Source organism: Pseudomonas sp. GW821-FHT02A08, from assembly GCF_059422045.1.
The window spans coordinates 45,951-62,435 of sequence record NZ_JBWKWD010000028.1 but is presented as its reverse complement, the minus strand read 5'-3'; the positions used below and the strand labels follow the sequence as shown (position 1 = coordinate 62,435).

12 protein-coding genes and 4 pseudogenes are annotated in these 16,485 nt (G+C 61.1%); 6 read left to right on the top strand and 10 right to left on the bottom strand.

All coding sequences use genetic code 11. The annotated features are described in order from the left end of the window. Positions 1-243: 243 nt before the first annotated feature. Positions 244-696, bottom strand: coding sequence for a hypothetical protein (locus AC07W4_RS19420; RefSeq protein WP_495033603.1), 453 nt, complete (start codon positions 694-696; stop codon positions 244-246). 318 nt (positions 697-1,014) lie between these two features. On the opposite strand from AC07W4_RS19420, the gene AC07W4_RS19415 reads away from it, so the two are divergent. Beyond that, complete coding sequence (locus AC07W4_RS19415) at positions 1,015-2,736, top strand: SulP family inorganic anion transporter (RefSeq protein ID WP_495033602.1); 1,722 nt, start codon at positions 1,015-1,017, stop codon at positions 2,734-2,736. A 58-nt stretch (positions 2,737-2,794) separates the two neighbouring features. Beyond that, positions 2,795-3,613, top strand: coding sequence for a polyphosphate kinase 2 (gene ppk2 / locus AC07W4_RS19410; RefSeq protein WP_008051231.1), 819 nt, complete (start codon positions 2,795-2,797; stop codon positions 3,611-3,613). 50 nt (positions 3,614-3,663) lie between these two features. Here ppk2 and AC07W4_RS19405 read toward each other — a convergent pair. Then, positions 3,664-3,885, bottom strand: a pseudogene (locus AC07W4_RS19405) (Orn/Lys/Arg family decarboxylase); the annotation flags it as partial. A 271-nt stretch (positions 3,886-4,156) separates the two neighbouring features. Here AC07W4_RS19405 and AC07W4_RS19400 point away from each other — a divergent pair. Continuing rightward, complete coding sequence (locus tag AC07W4_RS19400; protein ID WP_495033601.1) at positions 4,157-4,939, top strand: DeoR/GlpR family DNA-binding transcription regulator; 783 nt, start codon at positions 4,157-4,159, stop codon at positions 4,937-4,939. A 176-nt stretch (positions 4,940-5,115) separates the two neighbouring features. Here AC07W4_RS19400 and AC07W4_RS19395 read toward each other — a convergent pair whose 3' ends face one another. The 6 genes and pseudogenes from AC07W4_RS19395 to AC07W4_RS19370 all read right to left on the bottom strand — a co-directional run bounded on the left by AC07W4_RS19395 (position 5,116) and on the right by AC07W4_RS19370 (position 10,051). After that, complete coding sequence (locus AC07W4_RS19395) at positions 5,116-6,399, bottom strand: NAD(P)/FAD-dependent oxidoreductase (RefSeq protein ID WP_495033600.1); 1,284 nt, start codon at positions 6,397-6,399, stop codon at positions 5,116-5,118. 474 nt (positions 6,400-6,873) lie between these two features. After that, positions 6,874-8,232 carry a chromate efflux transporter gene (gene chrA, locus AC07W4_RS19390; RefSeq protein ID WP_495033599.1) on the bottom strand — a complete coding sequence of 453 codons (1,359 nt, stop codon included), beginning with the start codon at positions 8,230-8,232 and terminating at the stop codon, positions 6,874-6,876. A gap of 44 nt (positions 8,233-8,276) precedes the next feature. After that, positions 8,277-8,444: pseudogene (locus tag AC07W4_RS19385) on the bottom strand (molybdenum cofactor biosynthesis protein MoaE); the annotation flags it as partial. 55 nt (positions 8,445-8,499) lie between these two features. Beyond that, the gene (gene moaD / locus AC07W4_RS19380) at positions 8,500-8,751 is read right to left on the bottom strand and encodes a molybdopterin converting factor subunit 1 (RefSeq protein ID WP_008051226.1); all 252 of its coding nucleotides are present in this window, start codon (positions 8,749-8,751) and stop codon (positions 8,500-8,502) included. After that, positions 8,748-8,891 (bottom strand): annotated as a pseudogene (locus AC07W4_RS19375) (cyclic pyranopterin monophosphate synthase MoaC); the annotation flags it as partial. The pseudogene AC07W4_RS19375 and the gene moaD, both read right to left, overlap by 4 nt. Positions 8,892-9,160: 269 nt before the next feature. Next, complete coding sequence (locus AC07W4_RS19370) at positions 9,161-10,051, bottom strand: LysR family transcriptional regulator (protein ID WP_495033598.1); 891 nt, start codon at positions 10,049-10,051, stop codon at positions 9,161-9,163. A gap of 285 nt (positions 10,052-10,336) precedes the next feature. Between AC07W4_RS19370 and moaB the strand changes: the two genes are divergently transcribed. Both moaB and AC07W4_RS19360 read left to right on the top strand, forming a co-directional pair. Beyond that, entirely contained in the window at positions 10,337-10,876 is a 540-nt protein-coding gene (gene moaB, locus AC07W4_RS19365; RefSeq protein ID WP_495033597.1) for a molybdenum cofactor biosynthesis protein B, read from the top strand. Further along, positions 10,873-11,382: pseudogene (locus AC07W4_RS19360) on the top strand (MoeA family protein); the annotation flags it as partial. The gene moaB and the pseudogene AC07W4_RS19360, both read left to right, overlap by 4 nt. Positions 11,383-11,834: 452 nt before the next feature. On the opposite strand, the gene AC07W4_RS19355 reads toward AC07W4_RS19360, so the two are convergent. After that, the gene (locus AC07W4_RS19355; protein ID WP_495033596.1) at positions 11,835-12,734 is read right to left on the bottom strand and encodes a bestrophin family protein; all 900 of its coding nucleotides are present in this window, start codon (positions 12,732-12,734) and stop codon (positions 11,835-11,837) included. Between the two features lie 5 nt (positions 12,735-12,739). Next, the gene (moaA, locus tag AC07W4_RS19350) at positions 12,740-13,738 is read right to left on the bottom strand and encodes a GTP 3',8-cyclase MoaA (protein ID WP_495033595.1); all 999 of its coding nucleotides are present in this window, start codon (positions 13,736-13,738) and stop codon (positions 12,740-12,742) included. Between the two features lie 417 nt (positions 13,739-14,155). On the opposite strand from moaA, the gene AC07W4_RS19345 reads away from it, so the two are divergent. After that, positions 14,156-16,480 carry an FdhF/YdeP family oxidoreductase gene (locus AC07W4_RS19345; protein WP_495033594.1) on the top strand — a complete coding sequence of 775 codons (2,325 nt, stop codon included), beginning with the start codon at positions 14,156-14,158 and terminating at the stop codon, positions 16,478-16,480. Positions 16,481-16,485: the final 5 nt, after the last annotated feature.

Sequence of the window (16,485 nt, the reverse complement as noted above, 5' to 3'; positions counted from 1 at the left end):
CTTGCGTACACCTGAAGTGTCACCTTGAGTGGAGGGGCAAAGCCCTGGTACAGGGAACTGGGCGATCGGAGATCGAGCGGATGCGGTTCGGGAAAGCGCTTGGACGTTATCAGTGAGTAATGACAGGTTTGTTACCGGTTGTTGTCGCCGGCCCCGTTTCCGTTCACCCGACGCCACCACTCGCACCGGACAACCGGTGGCGCGAGCGGTACTCGGGCGTGGGCTGGCCTGCAAGGGCCGCGGCTATTTCACCGGCTCTGTCGCCTTGATATCCCCGCAAAAGATATCGACGTTGCCATCGGTCGCAGCCGTTCGCACGACCACCGAATACTTGCCGTCAAGCAAGGTCTGCAACTGCACGGGCGCGGTCCTGGTAAAAGACCAGCCGCGTATGGGTTGGCGTTCGGTGTTGACGGTGTCGTTCATCGCGTAGGCGACTGACCCGGGTTGCTCGCAGCTGCCGTTATTGATGAACGAGTAAAGACGCAGGGGCAGGGTAACCCCCATTGGAGCGCCGCTGATGAAGAAACTGAGTCCGGTTTTCTTGTCCCAGTCGGTCAAGGTAACGGTGCCGATCTGACCGGCGTTTTGCCGGGTAGCGACCAGGTTGATGTTCACGCCGTGGGTCGATGAAGTGGTGCAGCCGAAAAGGCTTGCCGCCACCATGATTGCTGCCAGAGAGGTCTTGAGCTTCATTGCCAAACTCCTGAGTTGAAGAACTGCAATGGGGGGAATTAGCGGGTATAGCTCATTTACCGCCTTCATGACGTCGTCCATATAAGGCTTTCCATTTTTGAGCGCAGATGGTGGGGCGTCTGTCTCCTTCTCCAGCCATGTGGCGGCGTAGTCGTGCAAACCGGCTACATTTGTAGTCGAGCCTGCGCGGATTGCCTGCTGGCACGCGCGCTTCGATGCCGATGAAGGTTTGCAGTGGTTACGCGTGCAGTTAAAGGATTGTGCGGTCAGTTGAGCCCACTCATCATCCGCATGGACGATTTGCAATTGGAGTGACTGATGAATCAACAAGGCAGCCATCCGCAAGAGCGGATTCCAGGCACTCCACAGCGGGGAACCTTGCGTAGCCTGTTGATCCCGGAATGGCTTGGCAGCTACCGGCCAGACTGGCTGCGGGGCGATGTGGTCGCCGGGTTGACGGCAGCGGCCGTGGTCATTCCCAAGGCGCTGGCGTACGCCACCATTGCCGGCCTGCCGGTGCAAGTCGGGCTGTACACGGCGCTGGTGCCGATGGTGATCTATGCCGTGCTCGGCACGTCGCGCCCGCTCAGCGTCAGCACCACGACCACCCTGGCCATTCTCGCCGGCTCGGCACTGGGCCAGATCAGCCCCGATGGCGATACGGCGACCTTGCTCGCCGGTTCCGCAACGCTGGCCCTGATGGTGGGTGCGATCCTGATCGTCGCGGGCTTGCTGCGCCTGGGTTTCGTCGCCAATTTCATTTCCGAACCGGTGCTGGTGGGTTTCAAGGCCGGCATCGGCGTGGTCATCGTGCTCGACCAGTTGCCCAAGCTGTTGGGCACGCACATCGACAAAGGCGGCTTCCTGCACAACCTGGTGGCCACGGTCCAGAGCGTTGGCCATGCCTCGCTGCCGACCGTGGCGGTCGGTGTGTTCATGGTCCTGCTGCTGGTGGGCATGAAGCGTTTTACGCCACGGCTGCCCGCACCCTTGATTGCGGTGGCGCTTGGCATCATCGGTATGAGCCTGTTTGGCCTGGAGCGCTTTGGTGTGTCCGCCGTCGGTGTGGTGCCGATCGGGTTGCCCGCGCCGACCCTGCCGGTCTGGTCGATGGCCGAGACCCTGTGGTCCTCGGCGATGGGGATCGCGCTGATGAGTTTCACCGAAACCATCGCGGCGGGACGCGCGTTCGCTCGCAGTGACGAGCCCGCGCCACAACCGAACCGGGAGCTGCTGGCCACGGGCGTTGCCAACATCGGTGGCGCGTTTCTCGGAGCCATGGTCGCCGGCGGCGGGACCACCCAGACGGCGGTGAACCGCCTGGCCGGCGCCCGTTCGCAATTGGCCGCACTGGTCACCGCCGCACTGGCACTGGGCACGTGCCTGCTGCTGGCGCCGCTCATTGGCCTGATGCCCAACGCCACGCTCGCCGCCGTGGTGATCGTGTATTCGGTGGGCCTGATCGAGCCGGCGGAATTTCGCGAGATCCTGTCGGTTCGCCGTACCGAATTTGCCTGGGCTGTGGTGGCCATGGTCGGCGTGATACTGCTGGGCACGCTGCAAGGGATCGTCGTGGCGATCATCGTTTCGTTGCTGGCCCTGGCCTATCAGGTTTCGGACCCGCCCGTGCATGTCCTGGGACGCAAGCCCGGCACCAATGTGTACCGACCGCAGTCCGCCGAGCACATCGATGACGAACATTTTGACGGGCTGCTGTTGCTCAGGCCCGAAGGGCGGGTGTTCTTCGCCAATGCCGAGCGCATCGCCGACAAGATCCGGCCACTGATTGACGTGGCGAACCCCAAGGTCGTGGTCCTGGACCTGCGCAGCGTGTTCGACCTGGAATACACCGCGCTGAAAATGCTCACCGGGGCGGAACAGCAACTGCAGGAAAAAGGCATATCACTGTGGCTGGTGGGCATGAGCCCGAGCGTATGGGAAATGGTCATCAAGGCCCCCCTGGGCCATGCGCTGGGCGAGGCGCGCATGTTCCTGAACCTGGAACTGGCGGTTGAACACTATCAGCGCAGTCGACACTGAATGAACGCGGCCGGGTGCACTCCGGGCGCTATGTGACGCATTGAAGGAGGTAACGGGCATGGCGAAGAAGAAGGCCGCAACCAAAAGCAAACCGGTTGAAAGCGGCAAGCTCAAGAACAAGGTATATCTCGAGGAACTGGCGCGGCTGCATGTCGAGCTGGTCAAGCTGCAGGAGTGGGTACAGCACTCGGGCGCCAAGGTCTGCATCGTCTTTGAGGGCCGTGATGGCGCCGGCAAGGGCGGGACCATCAAGGCACTGACCGAACGGGTCAGCCCGCGGGTATTCCGGGTGATAGCGTTACCGGCACCGACCGAGCGGGAAAAAAGCCAGATGTACGTGCAACGCTATCTGCCACACATGCCGGCGGCCGGTGAAGTGGTGATCTTCGATCGCAGTTGGTACAACCGCGCCGGCGTCGAGCGGGTCATGGGGTTTTGCACCGACGAGCAGGTGCGCACCTTTCTCACTGTGGCGCCGCGGGTCGAGCACGCACTGGTCGAATCGGGAATCATCCTGATCAAATACTGGCTTGAAGTGAGCCCGGAGGAGCAGACCCGACGCCTCAAGGCGCGCATCACCGACGGGCGCAAGATCTGGAAGCTGTCACCGATGGACCTCAAGTCCTATAACCGCTGGTACGACTACTCCCGTGCCCGGGACGACATGTTCGAGGCCACCGACACCGAGTTCGCCCCGTGGCGGGTCGCCAACTCGAATGACAAGCGACGGGCGCGACTGAACATCATCAGCGATGTGCTCAACAGCATTCCATATGAGGAAGTACCGCGGGCGAAAGTGAAACTGCCCAAGCGCCAAAGTCCCGGCAACTATCGGGATCCGAACTATCCGTTCAAGTTCATCGCGGAAAAATTCTAGAACGATGCATTGGGCAGGAGCCGGCCCACGCCAGCCCCTGCCGCATGCCATCAGGCCTTGATCACGTACCCATACGCCCGGGTGCGACCGCCTTCCTGCTTGAGGTACACCCCCTGCAACTCCGGCGTGAAGCCGGGCAAACGGTTGATGCCTTCTTCCAGGGCCAGGAAGTACTTGAGCACTGCGCCGCCCCAGATTTCCCCCGGCACCACGCACAAGACGCCCGGCGGGTAAGGCAGCGCGCCCTCGGCGGCAATGCGACCTTGCACATCTTGACGCCCCGCGACCTGTCGGTCAGGCGTGTACCAGCGCAATGGTGAACGAGACCACGATCATGCAGGCAAAAGCAAAATTGATATTCATGAGGTTTCCATCCGAAACATGAGTGACGGCGCCATCTTGAACAGGTCACGGGAAAATAAAAAATTCGGCGTAATGATTTGAAAGATCGAAAAAAATGATACCTGGCCGGTTCGTTGTTTTTACTCCGGGTTGCGGATACTCTCGTGTAACACGCAATTACATGCATAAACGGGCAAAAACATGCACGACAACCATTCCTCTGTCGAACTTCCGTCAGTGCGCCGGCAAAAAATCCTGTTGATCCTCGAACGTGACGGCAAGGTCATGGCCTCGGAGTTGAGCCAGCATTTCGCGGTGTCCGAAGACACCATCCGCCGGGATCTGGCGGAACTGGCCAGCGTCGGCCTGGTGCAGCGGGTGCACGGCGGGGCGTTGCCGCGGCCCAAAGACACCGGCAAGGACTATTTCACCCGGATCAGCGAAACCGATGAAGTGAAAACCCATCTGGCGCAACTGGCCGCGCAACGGGTGCGGGACGGCCAGATCGTGGTGTTCGATTCCGGCACCACCACCTTGCAGATCGCGCGTTCGCTGCCGGCGGATATCGCCATCACCGCGATCACCGCATCGCCGATGACCGCCATTACCTTGTCCGAATACAAAGGCATCAAGGTGATCCTGGCCGGCGGCCAGCTCAACCCGGCGACGATGTCGGCCAGCGGCCACGAAACCCTGCGGCTGCTGGCGGGGATCAAGGCCGATGTGTTGTTTACCGGGGTCTGCGCGATTCACCCGCAGGTGGGCTTGAGCTCACTGCACTTTGATGAAGTGCCGGTGAAGCAGGCGATGCTCGATTGTGCTTCCCATGTGATCGCCGTTACCACGGCGGACAAACTTGGGGCGGTGGAGCCTTTTGTCGTCGCGCCGTGCAACCGTGTGCACACGCTGATCACCGAACGGCATTTGGCGTCTGGCAATGTGGAGGATTACCAGGCGCTGGGGATTGAGGTGGTGCAGGCTTGAGCATTTTTTGTTGGTAGATGTATTGACTGTTCCGGCCTCTTCGCGGGCAAGCCCGCTCCCACAGGGATTTATGTCGACCACAAATTTCGAGGCCGACAAGTAACCCTTGTGGGAGCGGGCTTGCCCGCGAAGAGGCCGGTACAAACAACATCAATGCTGGATGTGCAGCCAATGGCTCAGCGCAATCTCTCAAGCATCTGGTAGTACCACATCCCGGCGGCAAGCATCGGGTTGCCCAACAGGTCGCCCATGGGCACGCGGATGTGCTGGCAGGCGGCAAAGGTGTCGAACTGCTCCATTTGTCCTGTGATCGCCCGGCCCATGATTTCACCCATGATGTGGGTGGTGGCGATGCCATGGCCGGAGTAGCCCTGGCAGTACCAGACGTTGTCCGACAGCTTGCCCAGTTGCGGGATGCGGTTGATCACGATGCCCATCGCGCAACTCCACTGGTAATCGATGGCCACGCCTTTGAGCGCCGGGAAGGTCTGCTCGATGCATGGGCGCAGCTCGGCGGCGATGTCCCGGGAATCCTTGCCGCTGTAGTTGGCGCCGCCACCGAACAACAGGCGACCGTCGGCGGTGAGGCGGTAGTAGTCGAGCACGAAGCGGCAGTCGTAGACCGCCAGGTCTTCGGGGTTGATCTGCCTGGCCAGATCGCCCAGGGGCGCGGTGGTGACGATGCCGCCCATGGCCGGGAAAATCTTGCCCTTGAGCTTGCCCGGTTCCAGCTTGTGGTAGACGTCGCCGGCCAGCAGTACCTGGTTGGCGTCGATCTGCCCGTGGGCGGTGCGTACACCAGGCGTATCTCCATGGATGATCTCCAGCACTTCGCTGTTCTCGAAGATTAACGCACCGAGGCTTTCGGCAGCGCGGGCTTCGCCGATGCACAGGTTCAACGGATGCAGGTGCATGTTGCGGGTGTTCTTGATCGCGCCGTGGTAGAGGTCGCTTTGCAGCAGGTCGCGCACCTGGCTGCGGTCGAGCAGGCTGACCTCGTCGCCCATGCCACGGTGCACTGCCTCGTCGTAATCCTTGCGTAAGCCGAGCATGTGCGCGGGTTTGTACGCCGCGTGCAGGTGGCCGTGCTTGAGGTCGCAGGCGATGCCGTACTTTTCCACGCGCTGCCGAATGATCTGGTGCCCGCGCCAGCGCAGGTTCCAGATGAAATCGTCGACTTCATCACCAATGCTGCGGCGCATCTGTTTGCGCATGGCCTCGTCGCCCGACAGGCTGCCGGTGACCTGGCCGCCGTTGCGCCCGGTGGCGCCCCAGCCGATCTTGTGGCTTTCGACGATTGCCACCTTCAGGCCTTTTTCCGCTAGCTCGACGGCGGTGGCCACGCCGGTGAATCCGCCGCCGATGATCACCACGTCAACCTTGTGCCGGCCTTGCAGCGTCGGGTAATCGGTGTCCTGGTTGAGGGTGGCGGTGTAGTAGGAATTGCAACGTTGAGTCATGTCGGTGTCCAGGCAGAATGGGGAGATACCAATGCCGGTCAGGCGAGCGCAGTTCTTGTGGGAGCGGGCTTGCTCGCGAAGAGGCCCGCACATCCAGCACATGTGGTGACTGACACACCGCTTTCGCGAGCAAGCCCGCTCCCACAGGTTCTGTGTATGGCTGAGCAGGGTTCACGCGGACCGGGATAGCGAAAGGAGGGGCTCGCCGATCAGGCGAGCAGGGCGCTATCCGGCGGACGTGCGGAGTGACGCAGTTTGGAGCGGCGCAGGGCCATGGGCAGGTTGACGATGCGCTTCATGCAATGCCGTCCGCGGCCAGCAGCGAGGTGGCCTGGATCGAAATTTTCAGCAGTGACGGCAAAGTACGCATGGCGCAGGTTTCCGGCGGCGCAAATCGTCGGTGGCAAGTAGCACAAGCCATCCGGGGGGATGGCTGGATACTAGGGAGGATTGGAGCGCGTGTAAATGTTTGATTCAGAACATCAGGTGCACGACAAGGCCGATCAACCCGCAACCGATCAACACCTCGATCACCCCGCGCTTGAACCGAAGCAAGGCAACGCCCGCCACCATGGCGATCAGCAGCGAAGGCCAGTCCAGTGCTCCTTCGAAGCCTTTGGGCCACAGTACGTGGTAGCCAAAGAAACAGGCCAGATTGAGAATCACGCCCACCACGGCGGCCGTAATGGCTGTCAGCGGCGCGGTGAACTTGAGTTCGTTGTGTGTCGATTCCACCAGCGGTCCGCCAGCAAGGATGAACAGGAACGAGGGCAGGAAGGTGAACCAGGTCACCAGAGTGGCGGCCACGGCACCGGCGACAAACGCCTGATCCGGCCCGAAGACCTGAAGCACGTAGGCGCCGATGAACCCGACGAAGGCGACGACCATGATCAACGGACCCGGCGTGGTTTCACCGAGCGCCAGGCCGTCGATCATCTGCGTCGGCGTCAGCCATGCGTAGTGACCGACCGCGCCCTGGTAGACATACGGCAGCACCGCGTAGGCGCCGCCAAAGGTCAGCAGCGCGGCCTTGGTGAAGAACCAGGCCATCTGGGTCAGCGTGCCTTCCCAGCCGAACAGTGCGGTGAGCATGGCCATGGGCAGTGTCCACAAGAGCGCACCGATCACGGCCAGGCGCGCCAGTTTCCAGCTGCTGAAACGAGCGTGTTCGGGGGTTGGGGTGTCATCGTCGATCACGGCCGGGCCGAAAGACTTTTTCGCCGCGCCGTGGCCACCGGTCCTGAATTTTTCCGGTGCCAGGCGTCCGCCGAAAAAGCCGATGACCGCCGCACCGAGCACGATCAGCGGGAACGGCACGTTGAGCACGAAGATGGCCACAAAGGACGCGGCGGCGATACCCCATAACCAGCCGTTCTTCAGCGCCCGCGAGCCGATCCGGTGAGCCGCCTGCACCACGATTGCCGTGACCGCCGGCTTGATCCCGTAGAACAATCCGGCGACCACGGGCACTTCGCCGAAGGCGATGTACACCCAGGACAGCGCGATCAGGATGAACAGCGACGGCAATACAAACAGCACACCTGCGATCACACCGCCCCAGGTCCGGTGCATCAGCCAGCCGATGTAGGTCGCCAACTGCTGTGCCTCGGGCCCGGGCAGCAACATGCAATAGTTGAGGGCATGCAGAAAGCGCCGCTCGGAGATCCAGCGCCGGCGTTCGACCAGCTCCTGATGCATGATTGAAATCTGCCCGGCCGGCCCGCCGAAACTGATAAAGCCAAGTTTGAGCCAGAACAGGAAGGCTTCGCGCAGGCTGATGGACCGGGGCTGTGGCACGTCCTGTTGGGTGATCGGGGAGGGCGTGGGGCTCAAGCGGAAATTCCTTGTGTAGAAAAGCGTTGAGCCAATGACTGTAGCTACGCCGGCGCGCGTTGCATAGCAGCCTGATGCTGCGTATCTGCCCAGCGCTCGACGGCTGAGCGGTCACTGTCACGGGCATCCACCCAGCGAGCGCCACACGCCACGTCTTCGCGTTTCCAGAACGGCGCGTCGGTTTTCAGGTAGTCCATGATGAACGCACAGGCTGTCGATTAAGCGGCCGACGTCGAACACTTCACGCTGGACCCGAACCGCCATGGCTCAACCCCCGGTGACCGGTGGAAAAAAGGCGATCTCGTCATAGTCCTCGATCACCCGGTCCGGATGGCACAGCTCCTGGTTCAGCGCACACATCAGGTTGTTTTCACCGAGCACATGGCTCCACAGTTCACCGCGAGCCATCAGCAGGCGGCGCACGTCCTCGATGGTCTTGAGGTTGTCGGTCAGGGGCAGTTTTTCGCCGCCCAGGTTGAGCTGCTCGCGGTAACGGGCGAAGTAATTGATCAGGATCATTGTGCGTCCTCGAGCTTGAAATGACCGGAACGGCCACCTTGTTTACTCAGCAGACGGATGTCGTCGATGACCATGCCGCGGTCCACCGCCTTGCACATGTCGTAGAGGGTCAACGCCGCCACGCTGACGGCGGTCAGGGCGGTGGGCGTCGCCTGACAGACTGACGCGGCATTGTCGTACTCGCGAAAGTTCACATTCAGCGGTTTTTGTGCGGGGGCGTTAGTGTCGCTTCGACTATCGGCTTGTTCAACTTGGTACAACATGAAAAGAACCTCGAAGCGCTGAATTAAGTTCAGGCTACGGGTAACTTTTATAAGCGTCCAATCGCTTGTTCCGATGTGCCGATTGGTGATGTCTATCATGCTGGGCAAACATGTTCGGTGCGGTTTTATATAAAACCGCAACTTGATCAGTGGGCCCGGCTGAATAACGTTCGTGCTTCGGCGAAACACTTCTCGGCAATGGCCGAGCGCGGTTCGGTCTTGCGCATCACCAGGCCCAGGGGCGCGAGCACGCTGGCATCGGGCAATTCGATGAACGACAGGTGTTCGATGGGCTCTTCCAGGCCACTGTCCAGCGGCATGATCGCGCAGCAGAAACCTTCGTGAATCGCCTGCAGCAACTGGTAGGTCGAATCGCTTTCGAGGATCGGCTGCGGATCCAGCCCGCGGCTGCGAAAGCTCAGGTCGATGGACTTGCGGTAGTGCATGCCATTACTGAGCATCCCCAGCGGCAGTTCGGCGGCGTCTTCCCAGCTCATTTGCGTGCCGTCGAAATGGAAGTGGCGGTTGTCGTACAGCAGTCCGACGCGGGTTTCGCCGATCTCGAAAAACTCGAAATAGCTCGGGTTGACGTGATCGAGGTAGCACACGCCCAGGTCCAGCTGATTGTTGCCCAGACCCTCGATGATCTGGTCGGAACTCAGGGACGACAGGCTGTACTTGAGCTCCGGAAAACTGCGGGACAGGCCCTGGATGTAGGTGACCGGGTTGAAGCTGCTGAGGGGCACGAGCCCCAGGCGCAAGTTGCCGACGAGTTGGCCCCGACACGCGGCAGCCTCGGCGAAGAGCCCGTCGTGGGCGGCCAGCAGGGTCCTGGCCCACGCCAGCACGCGTTCGCCGGCCTCGGTAAAACCCTCGAAGCGCTGGCCCCGGGTGACCAGCACCAGGTCCAGTTCATCCTCCAGGTTGCGCAGGCGCATTGACAGCGTGGGCTGGGTGATGTGGCAGCGCGCGGCCGCCTGGCCGAAGTGGCGGGTCTGCTCCAGGGCGATCAGGAACTTGAGTTGTTTGATGTCCATGACGGCACCTGCTGGCGGGGGAGTGAAGGGTTAAGTATTGACTCAGGTGTGCAAGACACAAGGCGAGGCAGGAATCGTGAGCCGAGACGATCTCATTGTCTTCGGCGTGCGTCCAATCACTGCTATCTAAGGGGTTATCGACGGGCTCTATCGTTAATGTTGTTTCTGGTCTTTTTATATTGATAGATTGGCTCGATAGTCTGGTTGATTAGAGTGATTAGACGCGGCTTGATTTATCGAATTAGTCTCCGGAAGTCATTTAACCTTTATCTGCCGGAGAACTCCATGAGCGTCAAACCGGATGCATTGTTTATCCCTTTGAATATTGCCGTGCTGACCGTTAGCGATACCCGTGAATATGCCAATGACACCTCCGGCCAATTACTCGTCAGTCGCTTGCTGGAAGCCGGCCACACCCTCAGCGAGCGCAACCTGCTCAAGGACGACCTGTACAAGATCCGCGCGCAGGTGGCGAACTGGATTGCCGACGACGGCATCCAGGTGGTGCTGATCACGGGCGGCACCGGGTTCACCGGCCGCGACAGCACACCCGAGGCCGTGGCCTGTTTGCTGGATAAACAGATCGATGGTTTCGGTGAGCTGTTCCGGGCGATTTCGATCCTGGACATCGGTACCTCGATGGTGCAGAGCCGGGCGCTGGCCGGGCTGGCCAATGGCACGCTGGTCTGCTGCCTGCCGGGTTCCACGGGCGCCTGCCGCACCGCGTGGGAAGGCATCCTTGCCGAGCAGCTCGACGCGCGCCACCGACCGTGCAATTTCGTACCGCACCTCAAGCCTGTGCAAGCCTGCGGGACGCGGGGATGAGTCGATCACCCTTGATGTCGGTGGAGGAGGCCATCGACCGTTTGCTGACAATGGCCGAGGCGCGGTGGATTGAAGACAGTGAAGCGGTGCCGCTCAGTGCCGCCAGGCAACGGGTACTGGCCATTGACCTGGTGGCGACTCTCGATTTGCCGCCGTGGCCGAACAGCGCCATGGACGGGTATGCCCTGAATATCGAGGGTTGGGATGGGGATCCGCTGACCGTGTCGCAGCAGGTGTTTGCCGGTCACGCCCCCGAAACCCTGGCACCGGGAACCTGCGCACGCATCTTCACCGGCGCTCCGGTTCCGCCGGGGGCCAACTGCGTGGAGATGCAGGAGAACACCGAGGTACTGGATGACGGACGCATTCGCTTCAAGCAGCCCCTGAGCGCCGGCAGCAACATTCGCCCGCAAGGTCAGGAGAACCGCGCCGGCGATGTGCTGCTGCGTGCCGGCAAGCGTCTCGGCCCGTTCGAACTGGCGGTCGCGGCGGCGCAGGGCTGCACCCTGGAAGTGGGCGACACAGCGCGGTTCATACCCTTCAGCGAACTGTTCTGAATACAGCGAATAAACTGTGGGAGCGGGCTTTGCCCGCGAAGAGGTCGGCACATTCAATAGAGATGTTGCCTGACCCACCGCTATCGCGAGCAAGCTCGCTCCCACAGTTTTGATCGTCAGTGAACGCCATTCTTGCGGCCACCCAAAATACCCTGTGGGAGCGGGCTTGCCCGCGAAGAGGCCGGCACATTCAACAGAGATGTCGACTGACCTGACGCCTTCGCGAGCAAGCCCGCTCCCACAACTTTGATCTTCAGTGAACGCCAATCCCACGGCCGGCCACAATTCCTGTGGGAGCGGGCTTGCCCGCGAAGAGGTCGGCACATTCAATAGAGATGTTGCCTGACCCACCGCTATCGCGAGCAAGCTCGCTCCCACAGGTTCTGTATGTTTCTTTAGTGTCAGTTCAACACAAAATCCACCGGCTCCAGCTGTGGCGGCAATTGCTTCACACCCAGCGCAGCCAGCACATCACGCTCGATGTTGCGTACGATGGCATCAGTGGGCAGGTCGTTTTCATCGCGGCCGAAGGGGTCTTCCAGTTCGTCGGCAATCGCGTCCAGGCCGAAAAAGGTGTAGCTGACAATCGCGGTGAAAATCGGTGTCAGCCAGCCCAGGGGTTCGGCCATGGCAAACGGCAGGAGGATGCAGAACAGGTAGATGGTGCGGTGCAGTAGCAAGGTGTAGGGGAACGGCAGCGGGGTGTTCTTGATCCGTTCACAGACGGCCTGGGCATGGGTCAGGCTGGTCAGATGGTTGGCCATGAGTGTGTAGCGCCAGTCGTTGATCGCCCCGGACTCGTTGAGTGTCGAGCACTGTTGACCGACCTGCATCAGGATCTGCCCGCTGATGTCCGTGGTGTTGCCCTTGGGCACCGGGTGCAGCCAGTCGCCACTGGCGGCCAGTTCGTTTTCCTGGCGCAGGCGCGCGTTGAGGGCATGGGCGAAACCGCACAGGTTGCTGAGGATCGTGTGGCGTTCAGCCGTGTCCTTGATCACCAGGGTTTCACGAATCATCGAGCGGACTTCCACGATCACATCGCCCCAGGCCTTGCGTGCTTCATACCAGCGGTCGTAGCAGGCGTTGTTGCGAAAGCTCATGAAGATCGATAGCGACAAACCCAACAGCGTGAAGGGCGTGGCACTGACCTTGGAAAAGTAGCTGGGATGCAGGGTTTCGATGAGCACGATGGCCGAGGCGAGCAGCGTCACCATCAGGCTGCGCCAGGCGATGCGCTTGGCAATCGAACCCTTGAGGGACGTCAGCACGCCGATCAGGTTGGGTTTGGGTCTCACGATCATGGGTTTCAGCCACCCGTCATGTTCATGAAGCGAACAACCTGAACATCGTCGTTCACTTCGAAGTTGTGCCGATAAGGCTTGAGCTTCATCGCCTCGATAATGGCTTGTTCCAGGCGCTCGGGCTGTCCGGGGTGGCTGCGCAAAACAGCCTTGAGATCCACCGAGTGCTCATTGCCCAGGCACAGCAGCAGGCGACCTTCCACGGTCAGCCGCACCCGATTGCAGGTGCCGCAAAAATTGTGGCTGTGGGGTGAGATGAACCCCAGGCGAATCTGCGGCGCCTCGGCCAGGCGCCAGTAGCGCGACGGGCCCTGGGTCGACTCGGCGCAATCAATCAAAGTGTAGCGTTCGGCGATGCGTTCGCGGACCTGGCTGCTGGCGAAAAACGATTCGGCGCGGCTGTGCTCGTCGATCGTGCCCAACGGCATCTCCTCGATGAAGGAGATGTCGAGGTTGCGGTCGATGGCGAAGCTCACCAGATCATTTATCTCATGGTCGTTGCGGCCCTTCATCACCACGCAGTTGAGCTTGGTGTTGCGAAATCCCGCCTGGTTGGCGGCGTCGATGCCCCTGATCACCTGCGCCAGGTCACCGGTGCGGGTCAGTTCGCGAAAACGTTGCGGGTCCAGGCAGTCGAGGCTGATGTTGAGGCGCTTGACCCCGGCGTCGAACAACGGCCCGGCCAGTTTGGCCAGCTGTGAACCGTTGGTGGTCATGCACAGTTCACGCAGGCCGGGCAGGGCGGCGATCTTCTCGCACAGTTGCACCACGCCGGGACGAATCAGCGGCTCGCCTCCGGTCAGGCGGATCTTGCGGGTGCCCAGTGCGACGAAGCTTTGTGCCAGTTGATAAATCTCTTCCAGGGTCAGCACCCGTTGCCGGGGCAGAAACTGCATGTCCTCGGCCATGCAATACACGCAACGGAAATCGCAGCGGTCGGTGACCGACATCCGCAGATAGTCCACGCGCCTTGCAAACCCATCGATCAGGACTCGTTCTGACATGACACCCTCGCTTGGTGTTGGATGGACTTTGTAGGAGCGAGCCCTGCTCGCGATGATCGTTAACGATGACGCGTGCTTACTGACTAAACGCGGTGTTCTTGAGTCCATCGCGAGCAGGGCTCGCTCCTACAAGTATTGCGCTGTTAACGGATCTGTTGATCGCAGGCTAGGAGCAACGTTAACGGGCGTCCAATCACTATTAACAACCGGGTGATCGAGCGGGTCGATGATGAACTTTATTTTGTGATTTGACGGGCTTTAAGTGAGTTCAAGGCATTGATAAACAAGGATAAAATACAGTGATAGAGCGTTTCGATAATGTGGTCGTAAATAGCGATTAGACAATAATTAATCGCTGTTCATATGCTTTTCTCCGTCAAACGATCAATGACCTGAATCAGGTCACGGAGAAGTACCATGTCTCAAGTCGACCGCTACAAACCCTATAAAGGTGCCGCCGCTGGTTGGGGCGCGCTGATCGCTGTTACCAGGAACTGGCTGGGCAGTGAAAACGCGCTGAAGAACATTCGCGCCATGCTCAAGACCAACCAGAACGGCGGGTTCGACTGCCCCGGTTGTGCCTGGGGCGAGTCGCCGGAAAGCGGCATGGTCAAGTTCTGCGAGAACGGCGCCAAGGCGGTTAACTGGGAAGCCACGGGGCGTTTGGTCGACCCTGCGTTCTTCAACAAATACAGCGTCTCGGCACTGGCCGGGCAGAGCGATTATTGGCTGGAGTATCAGGGCCGCCTGACCCACCCGATGCGCTATGACGCGGCCACCGACCGTTACGTGGAAACCACCTGGGACGAAGCGTTCGCGACGATCGCCCGGCACCTCAATGCGCTGGAGTCGCCGGATCAGGCCGAGTTCTACACCTCGGGCCGGGCCAGCAACGAGGCCGCCTTTCTCTATCAACTGTTCGTCCGGGCCTACGGCACCAACAACTTCCCGGACTGTTCGAACATGTGCCACGAAGCCAGCGCGGTGAGCATGATCGAAAGCCTCGGCGTGGGCAAAGGCACCGTGGTGTTTGACGACCTGGAGCATGCCGATGCGATCTTCGTCATCGGCCAGAACCCCGGCACCAACCACCCGCGGATGCTCGAACCGCTGCGTGAAGCGGTCAAGCGCGGTGCGCAGGTGATCTGCATCAACCCGCTCAAGGAGCGCGGACTGGAGCGCTTCCAGCATCCACAGCACCCGATCGAAATGCTCATGAACGGCTCCGAGCCGACCAACACCGCGTACTTCCGCCCGGCACTGGGCGGCGACATGGCGGTCATGCGCGGCATGGTCAAGTTCCTGCTGCAGTGGGAGCGCGAAGCGCAGGCCAGCGGTGGTGAGCCGGTGTTCGACCATGAGTTCATCGCCGAACACACCTCGGGAATGGATGCCTACCTGGCCGAAGTCGACGCCACCAGCTGGGAGCACATCGAACAGCAGTCGGGCATGTCTTTAGCTGACATCGAACTCGCCGCCCGCATGTACGCCCGGTCCAAGCGGGTGATCATGTGCTGGGCGATGGGCCTGACCCAGCACACGCACTCGGTGCCGATGCTGCAGGAAGTCATCAACCTGATGTTGCTGCGCGGCAACGTCGGCCGGCCCGGAGCGGGGCTGTCGCCGGTTCGCGGTCACAGTAACGTGCAGGGCGACCGCACCATGGGCATCAACGAGCTGGCACCCACTGATTTGCTCGATGCCCTGGAAAAACGCTTCTCCTTCAAGCCGCCGCGCGAGCATGGTCACAACACCGTGATGGCGATCGGCGCGATGGAGCAGGGGCGTTCGAAAGTGTTTATCGCCCTGGGCGGCAACTTCGCCCAGGCCACCCCCGACACCCCGCGGACCCACGCTGCATTGCGCAAATGCGACCTCACCGTGCACATCGCCACCAAGCTCAATCGCAGCCATCTGGTCACCGGTCGTGAAGCGCTGATCCTGCCGTGCCTGGGCCGCACCGACATCGACATCCAGGCCGAAGGGCCGCAAGGCGTCACCGTGGAAGACACCTTCAGCATGATCCACATCTCCCACGGTCAACTGAAGCCGAAGTCGAAACACCTGCGCTCGGAGCCTGCGATCATCGCCGGCATCGCCGCCGCGACCCTGGGCAAGCACCCGATCGACTGGAACTGGGCCATCGGCGACTACGGCCGCATCCGCAACATGATTGCCGACACCATTCCGGGTTTCGAAGACTTCAACCGGCGCTTGCTGCATCCGGGCGGCTTCCACATGCCCAACGACGCGGCCAGGCGCATCTGGAAAACCGCCAGCGGCAAAGCCCAGTTCACCCCGAGCGTGCTGCCGGAGCACCTGATCAGCGAGGGCGTGCGCAACCTGGCGGTCAAGCCGCACCTGATTCTGCAGACCATGCGCTCCCACGATCAGTACAACACCACGCTGTACGGCCTGGATGACCGTTATCGCGGGGTCTACGGCATGCGCGACGTGGTGTTCGCCAACGAGCAGGACATTCGCCGGCTGGGGTTCGAACCGGGGCAGAAGGTCGACCTGGTGGCGCTGTGGGACGACGAACGCGAGCGTCGGGTCAGCGGTTTCACCCTGATCGCCTACGACATTCCGGCTGGTCAGGCCGCGGCGTACTACCCGGAGACCAACCCACTGGTGCCGCTGGAAAGTTACGGTGACCGCACCTTCACCCCGACTTCCAAGTTCGTCGCCATCCGGCTGGAGCAGGCCAGGGCCAGCAACCTGATTTCGACGTCCGCTGCGTAGTGCCG

Bases quoted from the DNA above. Each gene is read 5' to 3' on its own strand.
- AC07W4_RS19420 (WP_495033603.1), bottom strand. From the start codon at position 696: ATGAAGCTCAAGACCTCTCTGGCAGCAATCATGGTGGCGGCAAGCCTT.
- AC07W4_RS19415 (WP_495033602.1), top strand. From the start codon at position 1,015: ATGAATCAACAAGGCAGCCATCCGCAAGAGCGGATTCCAGGCACTCCA.
- ppk2 (WP_008051231.1), top strand. From the start codon at position 2,795: ATGGCGAAGAAGAAGGCCGCAACCAAAAGCAAACCGGTTGAAAGCGGC.
- AC07W4_RS19400 (WP_495033601.1), top strand. From the start codon at position 4,157: ATGCACGACAACCATTCCTCTGTCGAACTTCCGTCAGTGCGCCGGCAA.
- AC07W4_RS19395 (WP_495033600.1), bottom strand. From the start codon at position 6,399: ATGACTCAACGTTGCAATTCCTACTACACCGCCACCCTCAACCAGGAC.
- moaD (WP_008051226.1), bottom strand. From the start codon at position 8,751: ATGATCCTGATCAATTACTTCGCCCGTTACCGCGAGCAGCTCAACCTG.
- AC07W4_RS19370 (WP_495033598.1), bottom strand. From the start codon at position 10,051: ATGGACATCAAACAACTCAAGTTCCTGATCGCCCTGGAGCAGACCCGC.
- moaB (WP_495033597.1), top strand. From the start codon at position 10,337: ATGAGCGTCAAACCGGATGCATTGTTTATCCCTTTGAATATTGCCGTG.
- AC07W4_RS19355 (WP_495033596.1), bottom strand. From the start codon at position 12,734: ATGATCGTGAGACCCAAACCCAACCTGATCGGCGTGCTGACGTCCCTC.
- moaA (WP_495033595.1), bottom strand. From the start codon at position 13,738: ATGTCAGAACGAGTCCTGATCGATGGGTTTGCAAGGCGCGTGGACTAT.
- AC07W4_RS19345 (WP_495033594.1), top strand. From the start codon at position 14,156: ATGTCTCAAGTCGACCGCTACAAACCCTATAAAGGTGCCGCCGCTGGT.